The following is a 16,928-nucleotide window of genomic DNA, read 5'->3' on the forward strand; positions in this document are numbered from 1 at the left end:
TATTAGCAATTTATAAATATAGGAACCCTTAACCCTGGTCGCTTTTATGCCAAGACTTTTATTGGTTTCTCCAATTATTAATGCTGAATCATTGAGAATTGTAAAATAAGGAGCGATGTATATGGCTAAAGTAAATCCAAATTCATTAAGCGATGAAGAATTACTGGCTATTATTAAAGAAGAATATGATGCTATTCAGCCGAAGGGATGTCATGACTTTTTTAAAAGAAGAGTAAACACTCCCTCACGCACTTATCTAAGGAAGCGTTTTGGTATCACATTTAATGAAATCCTAATAAAAGCAGGTGTTCCAAAGGAAGAATTAAATTTGGTAAGGAGTAAAAATTCAGGTGAAAGTTTAGATAAAAACCAATACCTAAATAACCTTCAACAATTGGCAAATGAACTTGGTCGTACTCCAACTGTTGTTGAGTATAATAAAAAAGGGTATTCATATCGTAATCTTACGTTGCTCTTTGGCACTTATAACCAAGCATTAATCGAAGCGGGACTGAAACCAAATTTTGAACCAAAACCAAATAAAATAATTTCAAAGAAAGTATTGCTAACATTCTATAAAAATTTAAGTCAGACATTAAATAGACCTGCAACCATAAATGATTTAAAAAAATATTGCAAGGAATATAGATTATCTGATTTCCTTCATACTTTTGGCGGGATGTATGAATTAAAAAAAGAAGCGGGATTTAAAGAAAAAAATAAAACAAAGAAAAAAAAATATACAAAAGAAAAACTGATTGATTTACTAATAACTGAATACGAAAAATGTAAGAAACATTTAACCGCAAGAGAAATAAATGCAAATACTAATTTGCCTTTGCATTTTACAATATTGAATTATTTCAAGGCTGGCTCCTTATCCGATGTGTGGGCAGAGGTTGACAAAATAATGGTGGAAAGAAAAATATTAGAAAAGCAAAAAAATAAGAAAACGAGACAAAAGAATACTCAGCATTATGTAAATTTAGGTGAGAAAAATGTGAGCCACCAACTAAATTTTTTAAATCCAAACTACTACAAAATCTATAATAATATTTTTTTGAAGTTTGATGATTTAGTTCAACAAATTGACCATTTAGTCGTCGGTCGAAATGGGATTTTCCACTTAGAAACAAAGAATTATAAGGGTACTATTTCTATTGATAGATTTGGTAATTGGGAAAGAACCTTTAATGGTGTTATGGAACAGATTGACAATCCAGAAGGGCAGATTTTCCGACATGAAGAGTTATTGAATAGAATTTTAAAGGGTTCATATGATGTTGTAAGTCTGCTTGTTTTTTCACATCCAAGGTGTGCATTAACAAACATGGATAGGACAATCATAAATGTTCTAAAAGCAGAGCGAGTAGTACCATATATTAAATCTTATCAATCCCCTACAAAGAAGATTAACATTACCGAAGTATGCAATATCATCGAAAATCATATAGTAACTCCTCATAAAACAGCCATCTAAAATTACTTTTTTTCAACCAAAATGTCCAAACAGTATTTTAAGTTAGTTCTCTGCTAAAAGTTAAAATGAAAAACCCAGGAATGCTGTTATATCAACATTCTTGGGTTTATATATATTTTTTTGCAAAATGAAAATTACCAAATATAATATTAGTTAGAATCATAGGATATTTTTGTGGAAGGGGATAGAGCTTATGAATAAAGACAACCTTGAATTTGAAGAAGTACGTTACATATACAATATTCCCGATATAGGAATATTTGAATCAACAACTGTAATTGATGAACTTGAATTTGCAAGTGTTAAAGATTTAGAGAAAGAAATAGAAGAACAAGCGATATTCTTAAGGTTTATTCCGAACACATCTCAATTAGAAGAAGGTAGTCCACTAACTGACTATAAGGGCAGAGGTGGAGATGATAAATTTGTAGTTTGTAAGGAAGGTGTATTTGGATTTTATAATGATAAATATGAATATGCTGGGGGATTTTCAAGAAATAATCTTCAACGTGTAAGAAAGCTACATATTCCGAATCATAATTTTGTGAACTATGATTCCGATATTCAATTAATTATGCCTGGACATTATGAAATATTGAATACTGGGTATATCGTATTAGAAAACGGTGTTAAACATAAAATATTTGAAATAGAAATTGATGTTTATAATATTTATACTTCAGAACAAAAAATTAAGGTGAAAGTACCTGATAATCCTGGCGTTTTTTCAATAGATGAGTATGACCTTTTAGCCATAGATTTTACTAAGGAATATTTGAAACTACTGGGTTTATTTTAAGTGTTCATAATAGAGCCATCTAATTTATATTAAGAAAGGTGAACTTATCTGCATATAACCAGAAAAACTCTTCTGGTTATATGCAGAACTTAATTTATAATTTTACTTGCATGAAGCCTTGATCAATTTTTACCTTTTGTATCATCGGATTATCTTTCGAATAGATTTCAATAACAACAGTTATCCAATTATCGTTATTAACTTGGCGGAGACCAAAAATCCATAATCCACGCTCTTCTAATTGTTTTATTTGTTCATTTAACATTATTTCTAATTCAAATCTTTGTCCAATCTCAATCATATTCCATATATCAATTACATCAGCAACAGTAGCTAAAAAGCCCTGCACAACTTCAATTTGTTCTTCTGTATTACAGTCATGGTAGTCGTACCCAAAGCTATGGACAGAAGAGATCATTCGAGCAAGTTCTCTCCCGTTCATAACTCTTTGGAGAAACTTTGTATCTGCAAACTTTTGTTTTCCCTCATCTTTAAGCACATCTTCATTATCAAACAGACTTTCAAGTTCTGCCAGGTTAGTTTCTAATGCATTTAAAATAGAGAGTAAAGTTGCACTCTCAGCTTTTCCTGTGGCTTCTAATCTACGTACAGTCCTTTCACTTACTTTTGCACTTTCGGCTAACTGAGCTTGAGTCCATAACTTTAAATTTCTAAGTTCCTTTACTTTATTTCCAATGTGCATTGATAACAGCTCCTCATCGCTATATTTGATATTATTATATATCTTAGAGTAAGAGTATTTAAGGTCAGCGATAGGACAATAAGAGGTCAATGTTAGGACATTGAGAATTTTAATAGTTTATACAAATATACATCAATCATATACTCTAATCACAAACCTCGATTACTATCGCAATTATTTATTTCTAACTATAATATAGTTAAAAATTTGCGGAGGATGATTGAGATGCTACATGAAAAGATGACGAAGAAAGAGCAAATACTACGGCTTCATAAAAAGGGGATGAAGCAGGTGGAAATTGCGAAGGAACTAAAAACTTATACAAATTACGTATGGAAAGTGATAAATGAAAACAAGGGTAAAGATACTATTTAATGCTATAACAGTCACTCGCTTCAAAATGAGTGGCTGTTTTTTGTGCTAATTACGATACAGTTAAAAGCAGAACTTAATTTAAATTTTCCCTTACTACATTTACAAAATAACCTGATAGAAATGTAAGAAATCTTTATTGATTTAAGTTATCAAAATTCTTCCTCATAACTATGATAAAACGATCATTCGATCAGAAAGCAGGATTTCCATTCTGGAAAATGTAAACGAGGAGAGGATTAAATTGAAAAAGGAACAGATGAGTGATGACTTCGGGAAGATGCTGAAAAAACTGCGAGAAGAGAGAGGAATGTCTCTTGGCAAGCTTTCAGAGTTAACAGGAATCTCAGCTTCATATCTTAACCGATTGGAGCGGTCAAAAAGAAAGTCTCCAGGGTTTCCTAAACTAATGGCACTTGCAGAGGCATTAAAAGTGGAACCATGGACATTGGTTGGCTCCAGTTTGAGCTGGGACAAGGGTGAGACAATGAGCATTAAGGAATTGATATTCAATCATCAAATCCAACACAATGGAAATTTGCTCACTGCAGAAGAAAAAGAGCTTCTTCTTGAAATAATTGAATTCATCTTGGATGCTGAATGGTCAAAAGAAAGTATTCTATCCGATCTCCAAGAAATCGGGGAAATGATTAGCGAAATAAAGGAGCTATAATTGCCTCGGCGGTAACAGACTTACTGTTGCCGTTTACATACGGAATAGATATAAGTTATTAATGGTATAAATATAAACTTCATATAAAATAAAGATTTCTCCGATACCTGGTATATAGAGCTTTACATAACATATATAGATGTTATTCATATGATATATATATGGAATGGATGTTCGTTTAGAATGCTTGACTATAGCCAATAACGGCTTTATAATTCACAGAAAATAGAAAAAATGGGGTGGGAATATGGTTTTGAAAAACCGGCAGAAGAACAATTTTATAAGTAAAAGGCAAAGCACTTACCGAATCTGTAGATGAATTTGGTAGGTGCTTTTTTCATGTATTTATTTTTTACCAAAATTGATGAGTAAGGTATAACCAAATATCGAAAGGATGTATGGCATGAGTAAGAATGGTTCAATAAAAGAAAATATATTGTCTATATTCCTAAAGGAACATCCGCAATTGCTTTCAGATTCACTGGGTTTTCAAGTGGATAATATAATTCTGGAACAGAGACATGCTCATCGTAACATAGATATTCGGGGGGTTGATTCTAAACGAAGAATTCCCTTATATATTGAAGTTCAGCTTACGAAAGCAAATAACACATATTTGAATCGAGTGATAGAAATGATTGGGAGATATAATGAATCAGTCATAGTATGGATTGCAAAGTCATTTGATGAAGAAATTTTGGAAGAGCTAAAAAAATGGTTTACATCGTATCAGAAGGAGTTTGTTGATTTTTATGCATTATCGCTTCATGAAGATGCTATTGGTGTATTGCAAAAACTAAATGAAATGTATAGTTTGGACATATATAAGAACTTTCATTTACTAAGGGAAATGAATCCCCTGCTAAATGTTGAATTAGTGAACCTGCAAATTCATCCATCGCATTGTGGGCAGATTAATACAAATCCAACACTACCTGACTTTGATCGAACTGAAGATGTAAAGAGAGCAATGTTACAAGTGTTGCGTAGCAAGATACCGTATTTTCTTAATTTTCATTACGATAAAAAGACAAATCGAAATGATCGAATCCTTAGTTGCGGTGGGGGCAAAACTGGTTTAATTTATAGATGCTCAGCAAAAGATGTTCGAAATCTTGCATTTGTGGAGTTATACTTCGACAAAGCAGAAAATGATTGGTACGAAGCATTTGAAAATATTGCAGACGAACTTCGTAAAAGTGTCTACCCTCATCTTACATTTGGAAAGAGAAGAATAGGGGTATATTTCAAACCAAAAGATAGTTACGAGCAGACTTTCGAGGAGATTGTAGTTGTCTTTAAGAAAATGATAGATGGATTTTCTCCTTATATTCTTGGAGAAAAAGAAATTGGTATGACTGTTTCTGTAAAGGATCATGATAATAATATCATGAAAAAATTTGTTCAAGTTCCAATCGAGTTACCAGAGCAACCACTTCCAACTGAAGATAGTTACAGAATTGAAATTGAGGAATTATCCGAACTGTTGTTAACAAAGTAACACCATAGAAGGCTTCGTGTCTGTTGAGATGCGAAGTCCTTTTTTTGTTTCTTGTAACATTTTAAGAGAATAAGTCGAATAGCCAGGATAAAATTGAATTAAGAAATGAGTAAGAGTAAAATAAGAATTAAGTGAAATTCAGAGGTGAGTTTTTTGGAACTAAGACTTTTCTATCGTACACAGAGAGATTTAGCAATAGCTTTAAATCAATTGGTGGATGCGTACTGGCAAGAAGAAATCAAAGAAGATGAGCTGATTGAAGGCGTTAAAGTTATGTATGAATATAATCGGGAGAAGCTGATAAAGAATAATGAATTTACCAAAGTAATTCAACAGCAAAGCGGAAAAAGACGATTAGCTTTAATTGGTAAAATTTTAGAAAACGAAATAGGTTAATAGTCTTGTGCGAAAGGTAGGATTTGGGTGACAATAGAGTTGGAATATTCTTCAAGTTTAAACGGTGCTTCCTATTTACTATTTGAATTAAAACAGGTCGTAAAATTGAAGCGAATGAATTTAACACCAGAAGAAATTAGAAGAAGGGTAGTTGAAGAAAACCTCTTCCAATTTGAGAAAAAGGGGAGAATTAATAGAACATTACCTTCCATTATGAGAAGAGCCGAAGTAATAGATTCTGTATTAGCAGATTTTATAGTAGAGGGTTCAATTGAAATGAGTAAAGTAATTAATTTGTACGCCATTATGAAAACAGACTTACTGTTCTTTGAATTTATGAACGAAGTCATAAGCGAGAAATTTCGCAATAATGATTACCTTATTGAGAAAAAGGATATTAACGTATTTTTTACTGCAAAAGCTGAACAAAGTGAAAAGGTTGCCAGTTGGAGTGCCATTAATAGGGAAAAGTTGAAACGGGCATTTATGCAAGTGCTTTATGAAAGTGGACTATTAAAGGAACGGCGTAGCAATGAGTTAAATCGCCTTATCATTGATCAGCAATTAAGAGAGCATCTAATCCATATTGGTGATGCACAGTATGTCCATGCGATGGGAGAGTAGAATATGACAAACATCAATGCCAGACTGGATAAAATCATTCCTAAAATACGAGAAGACAAGTTTATTGAAGGAAGAGGACTTGGAAATGAAATTAGCTTTTATGTCTTTGACTATGAACCTGAACATGAATTAAAAGTCAGAGATTATGTGAAACACATAAAAAAAGAATTTTCTTATGAAGGTAGAAATAGACGAATAATTGAGTTTGACCTATATAAAATGCTCATTGAAATAACAAAAGAAAAGAGGATTTTTGATCGGATATTTGAAATGGAAAAAAGGCAAGGAAAAGATGCACTTTTTAAAGCGATGACAACCTTTGCCAAACCAGATGTTTTTCTGCAAAAAATTAAAGAGCAGATTGAAGATCACAATGTTGTCCTTTTAACAGGCGTGGGGAAAGTATACCCGTTCGTACGGTCACACAATATTTTGAATAACCTTCAAGAAGTATTGGATAAAACGCCAGTCATTATGTTTTTCCCAGGTCAGTATGATGGTCAATCGCTTCAATTATTTAGCAAATTTAAAGATGATAACTACTATCGTGCATTTCGCTTGGTTGAATAAATGTTAAGGGGGAAATTAGATGCTACTAAAAGAAATGTTTTTAAAAGATATTGAACGTGATATTCGTGGGGTTATTAAAGTTGCCCAAACAAACGAAGCAGATATTTATCAAGAATTAGACGAGTATGTTGTAACACAGGAATTACATAAACATTTTTCGAAGTTCTATGAAAACTATCTAAAAGGAGTCCAAGGTAAGACGGATAAGATGGGTGTGTGGATCAGCGGATTCTTCGGTTCGGGTAAATCGCACTTTCTTAAAATTCTTGCGTACCTTTTAGAAAACAGAGCAGTAGAAGGAAAGAAGCCTGTTGATTTCTTTGATGAAAAAATTAAAGACGCTCTTGTGTATGCCAATATGAAGCGGACAGCAGACGTGGATACAGAAGTCATTCTATTTAATATTGATTCCAAAAGCTCCTTAGATAACAAATCAAAAGAAGATGCCATTTTACGTGTATTTATGAAAGTGTTTTACGAGCATCGTGGCTATTACGGTGACATTCCTGGTGTTGCTGAGATGGAAAAGTATTTAGATAAGCAAGGAGTTTACGAAATATTTAAGAATGAATTCCATGCTCTTGCGGGTGAACCATGGGAAGAACGCCGAAACAGTTTCTATTTTGATGCAGATTATGTCATTGGAGCATTAGTAAAAGCGACAAACATGACAGAAGAATCTGCACGTAATTGGTTTGAAAGTGGAGTTAACAATTTCGAAATTAGTATTGAAAAATTCGCAAAAGATGTAAAGGAATACATTGATAGCAAAGGTCCAAATTTCCATCTGGTATTTTTAGTCGACGAAATTGGTCAGTACATCGGGGATAACCGTAACTTGATGTTGAATCTACAAACGTTAACAGAAGATTTAGGGACATATGCACAAGGTAAAGTCTGGATTATGGTCACTTCCCAAGAAAGCATTGACTCGATTATTAAAGTCAAAGGTGATGACTTTTCACGTATCCAAGGTCGTTTTGACACACGTTTATCTCTATCATCTATCTCGGTTGATGAGGTTATCAAAAAGCGTATTTTAGAAAAATATCCTCATGTGTTAGACAAGTTAAGAGCTGATTATCCGAATAGAAGTGCCATCTTGAAAAATTTAATTAGTTTTAAAGAAAGTACAGCAGATCTTCGTGGCTATGAAGATGATATTGAATTTGCGGAAGTGTATCCATTTGTACCATACCAATTTAAACTTCTTCAAAATGTCTTTGAGCAAGTACGTAAACATGGTTCTTCAGGAAAACACTTATCTGAAGGGGAACGTTCGATGTTATCCGCATTTAAGGAAGCGGGACTTCAATATAAAGATGCAAAAGAAGGTTCACTTATTCCATTTTATGCGTTTTACGATACCATTAAGGAATTTTTAAACCCATCCATTTCAAGAGTAATCGAAGGGGCAAGCATGAACCCAGCTTTAAAAGATGATCCGTTTAACATTGATTTGTTAAAAGTGCTGTTCATGATCAAGTACATTAAAGAGCTTCCAGCTAACATTGATAATATTGCAACTCTAATGGTCACACATATTGATGAAGACAAATTAGAGTTAAAAGAAAAAATCAAAGTGGCACTACGGAAGTTAATGTCACAAACACTAATCGGAAAGAACGGAGATAACTACCTGTTCTTAACTGATGATGAACAAGACATTAACCGAGAAATTAAACAGTTGAATGTTGATGAGAGCTTGGTAAAACGTGAATTAGCCCAATATATCTTTAATGACCTCTACGAAGAAAAACGGTTCACTTATTCAAAGGAATATTCTTTCTCTTACAATCAAGTGATGGATGAAAAACCTTATGGTAATCAAACGTCAAACATCGGTATTCAAATCTTGTCACCACTATCAGACCATTATGCTAAGTCTGACCAAGAGCTAATGATGATGTCATCTGGCAATGGGGAAACGATATTGAAACTTGGCGGCAACGAAACATATGTAGAGGAAATGGAAGAAGCATTGCGTATTGAAGAATACCGCAAGAAAAAGAACATTACTCAACTACCTGAAAATATTCAAAATATATTAAATAACAAACAAGCTGAAGCACGTGAAAGAAGACGACGAGTGCGGGAATTATTGGAAGAAGGGATAAAAGACGGTGCATTCTTCGTTAACGGCGACAAAATGGACATTAAAGGCTCTACCGTTAAAGAAAAAATGACTATAGCATTTAAGCATTTAGTCGATAACGTCTATACGAAATTAGGCTATGTGAAAGAGCATTTGGATAATGAGAGAGAGCTCATTTCTATTTTAGCTTCGGATGACCAACAAATTTCCTTTGACGAACAAATGATTCAAAGTCCAAATGCCCTTGCGAAAAGTGAAGTATATGAATATATCGACTTGCAGGAGCAATTGAATAAACAAGTACGAGTGAAACTTGTGTATGACCGTTTTGTAGACAAACCTTATGGCTGGAAACAGCTTGATATTGCAGGTCTTCTTGCACAATTGCTAAAAGAGCAACGCATTCGGATTCGTTATAATTCGGAGTATTTAGAGCCAGAAATCGACACAAACAAATTATTGACGGTTTTCGGAAAAACAACGGAAGCGGATAAAGGGATTATTACAAAACGAGTGAAAGTGGATGAAGCCCTTCTTCGTACTGCAAGAAGAATTTGTAAAGAAGTATTTAATACAACAGATTTAGCAGATGATGAAGACGGTTTGGCAAAGGATATTCGTTCGCTTATTGCCAAGCAAATTGATGAAATCAATTCATTCAAATCACGTTATGAAGGTAGAAAATATCCTGGTTTGAGTTTATTAAACAAAGGGTTAGAATACTTCGGGCAATTTAACAATCAATTGGATAATGCCTCTTTCTTTTTGAAACTGAAGGAAATGGAAGATGATTTAGCTGACTGGGAAGAAGACATTGTGTATGTAAAGAGCTTTTTCGAATCGAATCAAAAGGATATTTTTGACCGAGGATTAGCAGGACTTGTAAAGTACGAAGAAAATAAATCGTACTTATCAGGTAACGAAGTAGAAAAAGCGATGCATCAACTTCGTAACATTGTGGAAGATCCGATTCCTTATAAAAACATTCGGGACATCCCTGGTTTACTTCATGCATTAGAGCAACAAATAGATGCTGTGTTAGTAGAGAAAAAAGCGAATGCCCATGAAAAATTACAAGCTGATTATAATGAGTTAGTTTTACAAGCAACTCAGTATGGTGTTTCAAATGAAACGAAACAACGAGTTGAACAATATTATCAAGGATTAAAGGCGAGCCTTGAGCAATTTACAGATATATTCAAGGTGGATGCAACGATTTCGCAAAGTAATAGTTATAAAGAAAAGACACTAAAAGAAATAAGACAAGAAATTATAGAATGGCAACGAAAAAAAGCCGAAGAACAAAAGAAAATTGCGGGAACAGTTGTAGAGCCACCAATTGCACCAGTTGTTCAGAAACAGACGGTGAAAGTAAAAGAACTTGTGACGGTGAAAACCTTGTCGACAGAAGAAGAAGTTGATTTGTACATCAATACGCTTTCCCATAAACTAAAGCAAATTATTAAAGCAAATAAACAGATTGAGTTTATTGAATAGGGTGAAATAGATGAATAAAAGTGCATTGAAAAAGTTCGCAACCGAAGCACGAAAAGAGTTGCTGGAACGAGTAGAATTGCAAGCAAGAAAAATCGGGATTACAGCAGAATCAATCCAAAAAGCGAATGTAGAAAGTTCCGATGCCGTCTTTATCGACGGCAGACAGCTTTCGGATGTAGAAAGACGACAACGTAACAAACTGATTGCTCGAATTAACGAAATTGGTTTCAATCAAGTTATGGAGGAAACAGCATACACATGGTTTAACCGTTTTATTGCATTACGTTTTATGGAAGTGAACGACTATCTTCCTACAAAAGTGCGGGTTTTATCATCAGCAAATGAAGATAGTGCAGAGCCAGATATGATGAGAGAGGCATTGTCTCTTGATTTAGACTTGGATAAAGAATATGTTTATGAACTGAAAATGAACAACAAGACAGACGAGTTGTTTAAGTACCTCATTAAAATGCACTGTAATGACTTGAACCGTTATATGCCATTCATGTTTGAAACACTGGAAGATTATAAGGAAATCTTATTCCCAGAGGGGTTACTTGGTACAGATTCATTCATTCGTCGTATGACTGATACGGTAGTAATTCCAGAGGATGTCTGGGCTGAAATTGAGGTTATAGGATGGCTATATCAATACTATATTTCAGAAGAAAAAGATCAAGTATTTGCCAACCTAAAAAAGAATATAAAAATAACTAAAGATACTCTTCCAGCGGCAACTCAGCTTTTTACACCAAATTGGATAGTCCGCTATATGGTAGAAAATTCATTAGGGCGTATCTGGGTTGAGAGCTATCCAGAAAGTCCATTAAAAAATAATTGGAAATATTTCTTAGAAGAAGTTAACCAAGAAGATGATGTAATAAAGCAACTTGATGAGGTTCGTTATAAAAATGTGAATCCTGAAGAAATAACGTTTCTTGATCCTTGTTGTGGAAGTGGACATGTTCTCGTATATGCATTTGATGTTTTCTATGATATGTATCTTGAAAAAGGTTATATGGAGAATGAAATACCACAGCTGATTTTAGAGAAAAACTTATTTGGATTAGATGTAGATGATCGTGCAGTTCAATTGGCTTCCTTTGCAGTTACAATGAAGGCAAGAAGTAAATCACGTAGAATTCTTAAAAAAGCAATTTTGCCAAATGTTATTGCAGTGCAAGAGAGTAATTGGCTTACTGATGAAATGATTTCAAATGTTTCTGGGGATAATGAAGAATTTAAGGATCAACTTAGTTCTATTCGTAACATCTTCTTGAATGCTAAAGAAATTGGATCGTTGATTAAAATAGACGCATTAAATTATCAACATATTGAAGAAAATCTTAAAGAATATGCTGATAGAGAAAATGATCTTATAGAATTAATTGATAAAAAGTTAATTGATGAAAAGATGCCATCTTTATTGGTGCAGAGTAGAATTATGGAAAGAAAATATGATGTTGTTTGTACAAATCCACCATATATGGGCAATGGTAATATGGGGGAAGATTTAAAGAGATACATTCAAAAAGAATACCCCAACAGTAAATCTGACTTGTATAGTGCTTTTATTGAATTGTGCTTGTTACAAACGAAAAAAAATGGTTACTGTAGTCTTGTTACAATGCATTCATGGTTCTTTTTGAGTTCATTCGAAACTCTTCGAAAAGAGATAATAAACAATGTAACGATATCATCTATTTTACACTTAGGAATGGAGGCATTTGAGGGGATAATTGGTAAAGTAGTTCAGACTGCGGCATTTGTTCTTAAGAAACACCATTTAGAAGAATACAAACCAACTGGTATTAGATTAGTTGATTTTTATGATGGTAGAAAACACGAAAAGGAAAGTCAGTTTTTTAATTCTTCTAATAGATTTTGTTCTGTTAAACAGAATGAATTTAATAATATACCAGGAAGCCCCATTGTATACTGGGCAACAAGAGGAGTTTTTAAAGCTTTTGGCAATCCCAAAAAAGTAAGTTCATACGGGATTCTGCATGAAGGAGTAAAAACTCGAGACAATGAGCGATTTTTAAGATTTTGGCATGAGGTTCATTTAGATAATTACGAAAAGTGGAAACCATACAGTAAAGGTGGAGGCTTTAAAAAGTGGTATGGAAACAATGAATATGTAATAAATTGGTATCTTGACGGAAAAGAAGTAAAGAACTTCAAAAAATCCAGCGGAACAAATTTTAAGTATTATTTTCAAGACACAATTACATGGTCTGCTATTAGTAGTTACAAATACTCTGTGAGATATTTAAGTAATTCCATTTTTGGTGGGGGAGGTTCTGGTATTGTAAATATTCCAGTAGAATATTTCTATCCTATTCTCGCATTTCTAAATTCTAAGGTTGCAAATGAGCTACTAAACGTCATGAGCTCAACAATGAATTATGAAGTAGGTAACGTTTCAAATATACCTATATTATTTGACGAGCTGGAATTAATTGAAGTTAATAATTTAGCTAAACAAGCAGTAGAATTATCAAAAAATGATTGGGATTCTTTTGAAATGTCATGGGATTTTATTCAACATCCGTTAATTAATTACAGCTCGGAAACAAATAAAATAAAGCTATCTCATAGAAAGTGGGAAGATTTTAAAAAAGAGCAATATATTAAATTGAAGGGCATCGAAGAAGATATTAATCGTATATTTATAGATATTTATGCTATGCAGGAAGAGCTATTACCCTCAGTTGATGAGAAGGACATCACAATTAGAATGGCACACTTGGAAACGGATATAAAGAGCTTTATCTCCTACGCCATCGGCTGTTCATTAGGTCGGTACTCACTCAATGAGGGAGGTGTAATTTATACTGGTGGTGAGTTTGATCCATCAAGATATAAAACGTTCCCAGCGGATGAAGATAATATTTTGCCAATATTACCAGGTGCGTATTTCGAAGATGATATTGTATCAAGATTTGTAGATTTCGTACGAGTAACTTTTAGTGAGGAGACTCTTGAAGAAAATCTTGATTTTATTGCGGATGCAATTGGGCGTAAAGCAAATGAAACGGCAAGGGAAGCGTTGCGTCGTTATTTCTTGAATGATTTCTATAAGGATCATGTCCAAGTTTACAAGAAACGACCGATTTATTGGTTATTTACTTCAGGTAAAGAAAAGGCATTTAATTGCCTCATTTATATGCATCGTTACGATAAAACAACGCTTTCTCGAATTCGTACAGATTATTTGCATGAAGTGCAAATACGGATGGATGCAGAAAAGAAAGACTTACTCGAAATTATAGAAGGCGATTTTACAGCAAAAGAAATTAGCAATGCAAAGAAAGAGCTAAAGGCACTGGATAAAAAAATCGACGAGTTGAAAGCTTACGATGAAATATTGCATCATATGGCGGATATGCAAATTGAAATTGACTTGGATGATGGTGTCAAAGTAAATTATGAGAAGTTCGAAGGATTAGTGGCAAAAATTTGATTTAATAAGGAGAGGCAGTTTCTATTACTTGCTTCTCTTTACCTATTTTTAAAGTGAGTATTGTTAGGAAGATGTAGGTGAATAGCATTTGGCAAAGATTGAATGGGACACATTTCTTACAGATTTTTTTTCTGGTGTTGCTGTACTGATATTCGGAGCATTAATAGGGTGGATTACGGGCTTCCTTCAAGGAAAGAAAAAGTCATCATTAGGAATTGAGAGAAAAAATGAAATTTATCAACCTTTGTTGGATGAATTATTTCCATTAAGTCAATTTGAATGTAATGTTTTGATTACACAAGAAGTTCCTATTCTTAAGGAAATAGTTACAAATGAATATAAATATGGTCTGTCAAAAGAGTTACAGGGAAAATGCAATAATTTATTTTCACTAATAGAACAGTTTAATAAAATCAATTTAGTTTCAATTGCTCACAATAAAATAATGATAATTTTTCAAAGAGGATATGAAGAAATATTTGGGAGTATTGTTGAAGGAGTAAGTATTCATACGGATAGGGAAGGAAACGAATGGGAAGAAGAGCATATAGCTTTACCAATCGAATTAATCCGAAGGGGAGATTTCGAGAAGGATATCATTAGTCTTCTAAATAAAGAGGAGATGTATGATTATGAAGTTTGTGTAGATAGAGAAAACAGTAATTATGTTCCTGTTTACGGGGATTTAGTGTATATTTATGATTCGGTTTTAAATGCTACCATTAATGGGGAAAGTCACAAGTTGCCACCTTTGAAAAGGGAATTAAATATGTCACCAGCTGAATATATTGCTCTTCATTATGACTTTTTTGAAATATTTAATGAGGATAAACAAAAATTATTAAAGTTTGAACTGAGAGAAGAAATTAATTTAAAATCCCAAGAAATAATAGATGAATTAAAAGGAATTATTAGAAAAATTGTTAAAACATATGAAATCGAAGAAATATAATAATGCATTTCTCGAATGTAAATTTTTAACAATAAGGTTATGGAGCTGACCGAGAGTATTATTTGCAATTGGCAGTCAAACAGATGATTAATAATGGTATAACATTTCTTTAATTACCTTTTAGTATGGATAATTTCTCGGTTAAGCAGATTGTAAGGGGAGGTTACTATGATTAGAGACTATGAACAATTAGTAGATGATATAAAAAATAGAGGTCTGTTTTCAGAATATTTACCTTCCAATTTTAACTTAGAAAGCGATAGTATTGATTTATTCGATTTAGATATTAGTGATAAAAGCGAGTTTATAGAACCAATAAAATTTACAATGAGTAGATTTACAAATGATGGTCAACGTAGACTAATTTACATACCAGAGGTAACAGGTTATTTGACCTTATTGAATTATATGAATGAAAAAAATATTATAAACAGTTTAATTGAAATTTCCTTAGAAAGTGAGAACTCATTCTCTAAAATTGTGCAACAGAACGGTACAATGCTAAAACATGAGAGTAATTATAATTATCCGCCTACTGGTCAAGAAAATGATATAGTAAAATCAACATATATAGATAATATAGTAGAGAAAATTAATCGAGCTAAAGGTGCAAAAGGGATATTATTTATTGATATTGCAAATTTCTACGGAAGTATTTATACGCATATCCTTCCTGCAATACCGTTAGGATTCGAATCAGCTATGGAACAATATAAGATTTTTATATCGAATCAACAAGCCAGTGAGATATCAGATAAATATAGAAATTATGTTGGATTAGATGGGAAAATTCGGCTGTTAAATGGTGGAAGAACAAATGGGCTACTTACGGGACCTAAAGTATCATTTATGATTGCAGAGGCTTTACTTACACGTATAGACAAAGAACTAAATGAGCAAGGATTGAAATTTGTTAGATATATGGATGATTACGAGATTTTTATATATGATGACTTTTCTATAGAAAAAGTAAAAAGTCAAGTAACAAAAGTTCTCTCGAAATACTATTTAAGTTTAAATAATGAGAAAACAGAATACCGAAAGTATCCATATTATAAATTGAAAAACTTGGAAAAGATTTATCAAAGTTTTGCAGAAAATACACTCGATTCATCAGATATTATTGAACTCTTTAATAAGTTTTTTGAAATGGAAGAAGAGGGTATTAAAGGTGCTGTAAAATATTTGGTTAAAACAATAGATGACAACTTTGAAACTGAAAACTTCCAATTATTCTCTTCTTTTCTAATAAATGTATTAGTAAATGATAATCGTTCATTAATTAAAGTTTGTGAGTTATTAATTGATGAAAAAGAAAATTTGGAGATTAACAATGAATTTGTTGAATTAATCGAAAAATTAATAATTCAATACTCTGATACCCATAAGGATTTAGAAGTAATATGGCTTGTATTTTTATTGAAAAATCTCAATATAACAAGCATTAATCATGAGACTATTAATCACATAATTGATAGTGGAAATGAATTAGCAATAATAATTATTATGGAGGAGTTTTGTAGTTCACTAACAGAAAGCATTTTAACAAAAATAATAGATACTGCTAAATCATGGATATTAGTTTACCAACTCTACTTAAAAGACTATATATCCATGGATGAATTTAAAGGGAAGATAAAAATAAGGCATAATTTAAGATTTTATAATAAATTAAAGCACCATAGATTTACGTTTTATAAATGTATTAATACAGATACTTAGGATAATGTTTTAACATCATCACTTTTAACAGTTAGTATTTGCTAATGGATGTCAAAATCCGACTAAAATAGATGTTGG

At 32.6% G+C, this 16,928-nt stretch carries 13 protein-coding genes; 12 read left to right on the forward strand and 1 reads right to left on the reverse strand.

Annotated elements, in window-relative coordinates:
- Nucleotides 1-121: 121 nt before the first annotated feature.
- Nucleotides 122-1,480: a homing endonuclease associated repeat-containing protein gene (locus FCJ93_RS20720; RefSeq protein WP_137744590.1), complete on the forward strand. Its 1,359-nt coding sequence runs from the start codon at nt 122-124 to the stop codon at nt 1,478-1,480.
- 193 nt (nt 1,481-1,673) lie between these two features.
- Entirely contained in the window at nt 1,674-2,279 is a 606-nt protein-coding gene (locus tag FCJ93_RS20725) for a hypothetical protein (RefSeq protein ID WP_137744591.1), read from the forward strand.
- A 94-nt stretch (nt 2,280-2,373) separates the two neighbouring features.
- Here FCJ93_RS20725 and FCJ93_RS20730 read toward each other — a convergent pair whose 3' ends face one another.
- Nucleotides 2,374-2,982 (reverse strand): helix-turn-helix domain-containing protein, encoded by a 609-nt coding sequence (locus FCJ93_RS20730; protein ID WP_137744592.1) that lies wholly within the window; start codon nt 2,980-2,982, stop codon nt 2,374-2,376.
- 225 nt (nt 2,983-3,207) lie between these two features.
- On the opposite strand from FCJ93_RS20730, the gene FCJ93_RS25115 reads away from it, so the two are divergent.
- From FCJ93_RS25115 to FCJ93_RS20775, 10 genes are all read left to right on the forward strand, one after another.
- Nucleotides 3,208-3,357 carry a hypothetical protein gene (locus tag FCJ93_RS25115; protein ID WP_170211370.1) on the forward strand — a complete coding sequence of 50 codons (150 nt, stop codon included), beginning with the start codon at nt 3,208-3,210 and terminating at the stop codon, nt 3,355-3,357.
- Between the two features lie 241 nt (nt 3,358-3,598).
- Nucleotides 3,599-4,027 carry a helix-turn-helix domain-containing protein gene (locus FCJ93_RS20735; RefSeq protein ID WP_137744593.1) on the forward strand — a complete coding sequence of 143 codons (429 nt, stop codon included), beginning with the start codon at nt 3,599-3,601 and terminating at the stop codon, nt 4,025-4,027.
- A gap of 403 nt (nt 4,028-4,430) precedes the next feature.
- A complete protein-coding gene (locus tag FCJ93_RS20740; RefSeq protein ID WP_137744594.1) occupies nt 4,431-5,528 on the forward strand; it encodes a hypothetical protein in 1,098 nt (365 codons plus the stop codon).
- 144 nt (nt 5,529-5,672) lie between these two features.
- Nucleotides 5,673-5,924 (forward strand): TIGR04540 family protein, encoded by a 252-nt coding sequence (locus FCJ93_RS20745; protein ID WP_235879558.1) that lies wholly within the window; start codon nt 5,673-5,675, stop codon nt 5,922-5,924.
- A 27-nt stretch (nt 5,925-5,951) separates the two neighbouring features.
- Nucleotides 5,952-6,548 (forward strand): DUF1819 family protein, encoded by a 597-nt coding sequence (locus tag FCJ93_RS20750; RefSeq protein WP_137744596.1) that lies wholly within the window; start codon nt 5,952-5,954, stop codon nt 6,546-6,548.
- 3 nt (nt 6,549-6,551) lie between these two features.
- Nucleotides 6,552-7,118, forward strand: coding sequence for a DUF1788 domain-containing protein (locus tag FCJ93_RS20755; RefSeq protein ID WP_137744597.1), 567 nt, complete (start codon nt 6,552-6,554; stop codon nt 7,116-7,118).
- A 19-nt stretch (nt 7,119-7,137) separates the two neighbouring features.
- A complete protein-coding gene (gene brxC, locus FCJ93_RS20760; RefSeq protein WP_137744598.1) occupies nt 7,138-10,710 on the forward strand; it encodes a BREX system P-loop protein BrxC in 3,573 nt (1,190 codons plus the stop codon).
- Between the two features lie 10 nt (nt 10,711-10,720).
- A complete protein-coding gene (gene pglX / locus FCJ93_RS20765; RefSeq protein WP_137744599.1) occupies nt 10,721-14,176 on the forward strand; it encodes a BREX-1 system adenine-specific DNA-methyltransferase PglX in 3,456 nt (1,151 codons plus the stop codon).
- Nucleotides 14,177-14,264: 88 nt separating this feature from the next.
- Nucleotides 14,265-15,128: a hypothetical protein gene (locus FCJ93_RS20770; RefSeq protein WP_137744600.1), complete on the forward strand. Its 864-nt coding sequence runs from the start codon at nt 14,265-14,267 to the stop codon at nt 15,126-15,128.
- A gap of 168 nt (nt 15,129-15,296) precedes the next feature.
- Nucleotides 15,297-16,850, forward strand: a complete 1,554-nt coding sequence (locus tag FCJ93_RS20775) for an RNA-directed DNA polymerase (protein WP_137744601.1) — start codon at nt 15,297-15,299, stop codon at nt 16,848-16,850.
- Nucleotides 16,851-16,928: the final 78 nt, after the last annotated feature.

The sequence above is a fragment of the Robertmurraya siralis genome (assembly GCF_005502275.1).
Lineage (GTDB): Bacteria > Bacillota > Bacilli > Bacillales > Cytobacillaceae > Robertmurraya > Robertmurraya siralis.

What these genes read in the sequence shown, in the direction of transcription:
- FCJ93_RS20720 (WP_137744590.1), top strand. Translation starts at nt 122, where the DNA reads ATGGCTAAAGTAAATCCAAATTCATTAAGCGATGAAGAATTACTGGCT.
- FCJ93_RS20725 (WP_137744591.1), top strand. Translation starts at nt 1,674, where the DNA reads ATGAATAAAGACAACCTTGAATTTGAAGAAGTACGTTACATATACAAT.
- FCJ93_RS20730 (WP_137744592.1), bottom strand. Translation starts at nt 2,982, where the DNA reads ATGCACATTGGAAATAAAGTAAAGGAACTTAGAAATTTAAAGTTATGG.
- FCJ93_RS25115 (WP_170211370.1), top strand. Translation starts at nt 3,208, where the DNA reads ATGCTACATGAAAAGATGACGAAGAAAGAGCAAATACTACGGCTTCAT.
- FCJ93_RS20740 (WP_137744594.1), top strand. Translation starts at nt 4,431, where the DNA reads ATGAGTAAGAATGGTTCAATAAAAGAAAATATATTGTCTATATTCCTA.
- FCJ93_RS20755 (WP_137744597.1), top strand. Translation starts at nt 6,552, where the DNA reads ATGACAAACATCAATGCCAGACTGGATAAAATCATTCCTAAAATACGA.
- brxC (WP_137744598.1), top strand. Translation starts at nt 7,138, where the DNA reads ATGCTACTAAAAGAAATGTTTTTAAAAGATATTGAACGTGATATTCGT.
- pglX (WP_137744599.1), top strand. Translation starts at nt 10,721, where the DNA reads ATGAATAAAAGTGCATTGAAAAAGTTCGCAACCGAAGCACGAAAAGAG.
- FCJ93_RS20775 (WP_137744601.1), top strand. Translation starts at nt 15,297, where the DNA reads ATGATTAGAGACTATGAACAATTAGTAGATGATATAAAAAATAGAGGT.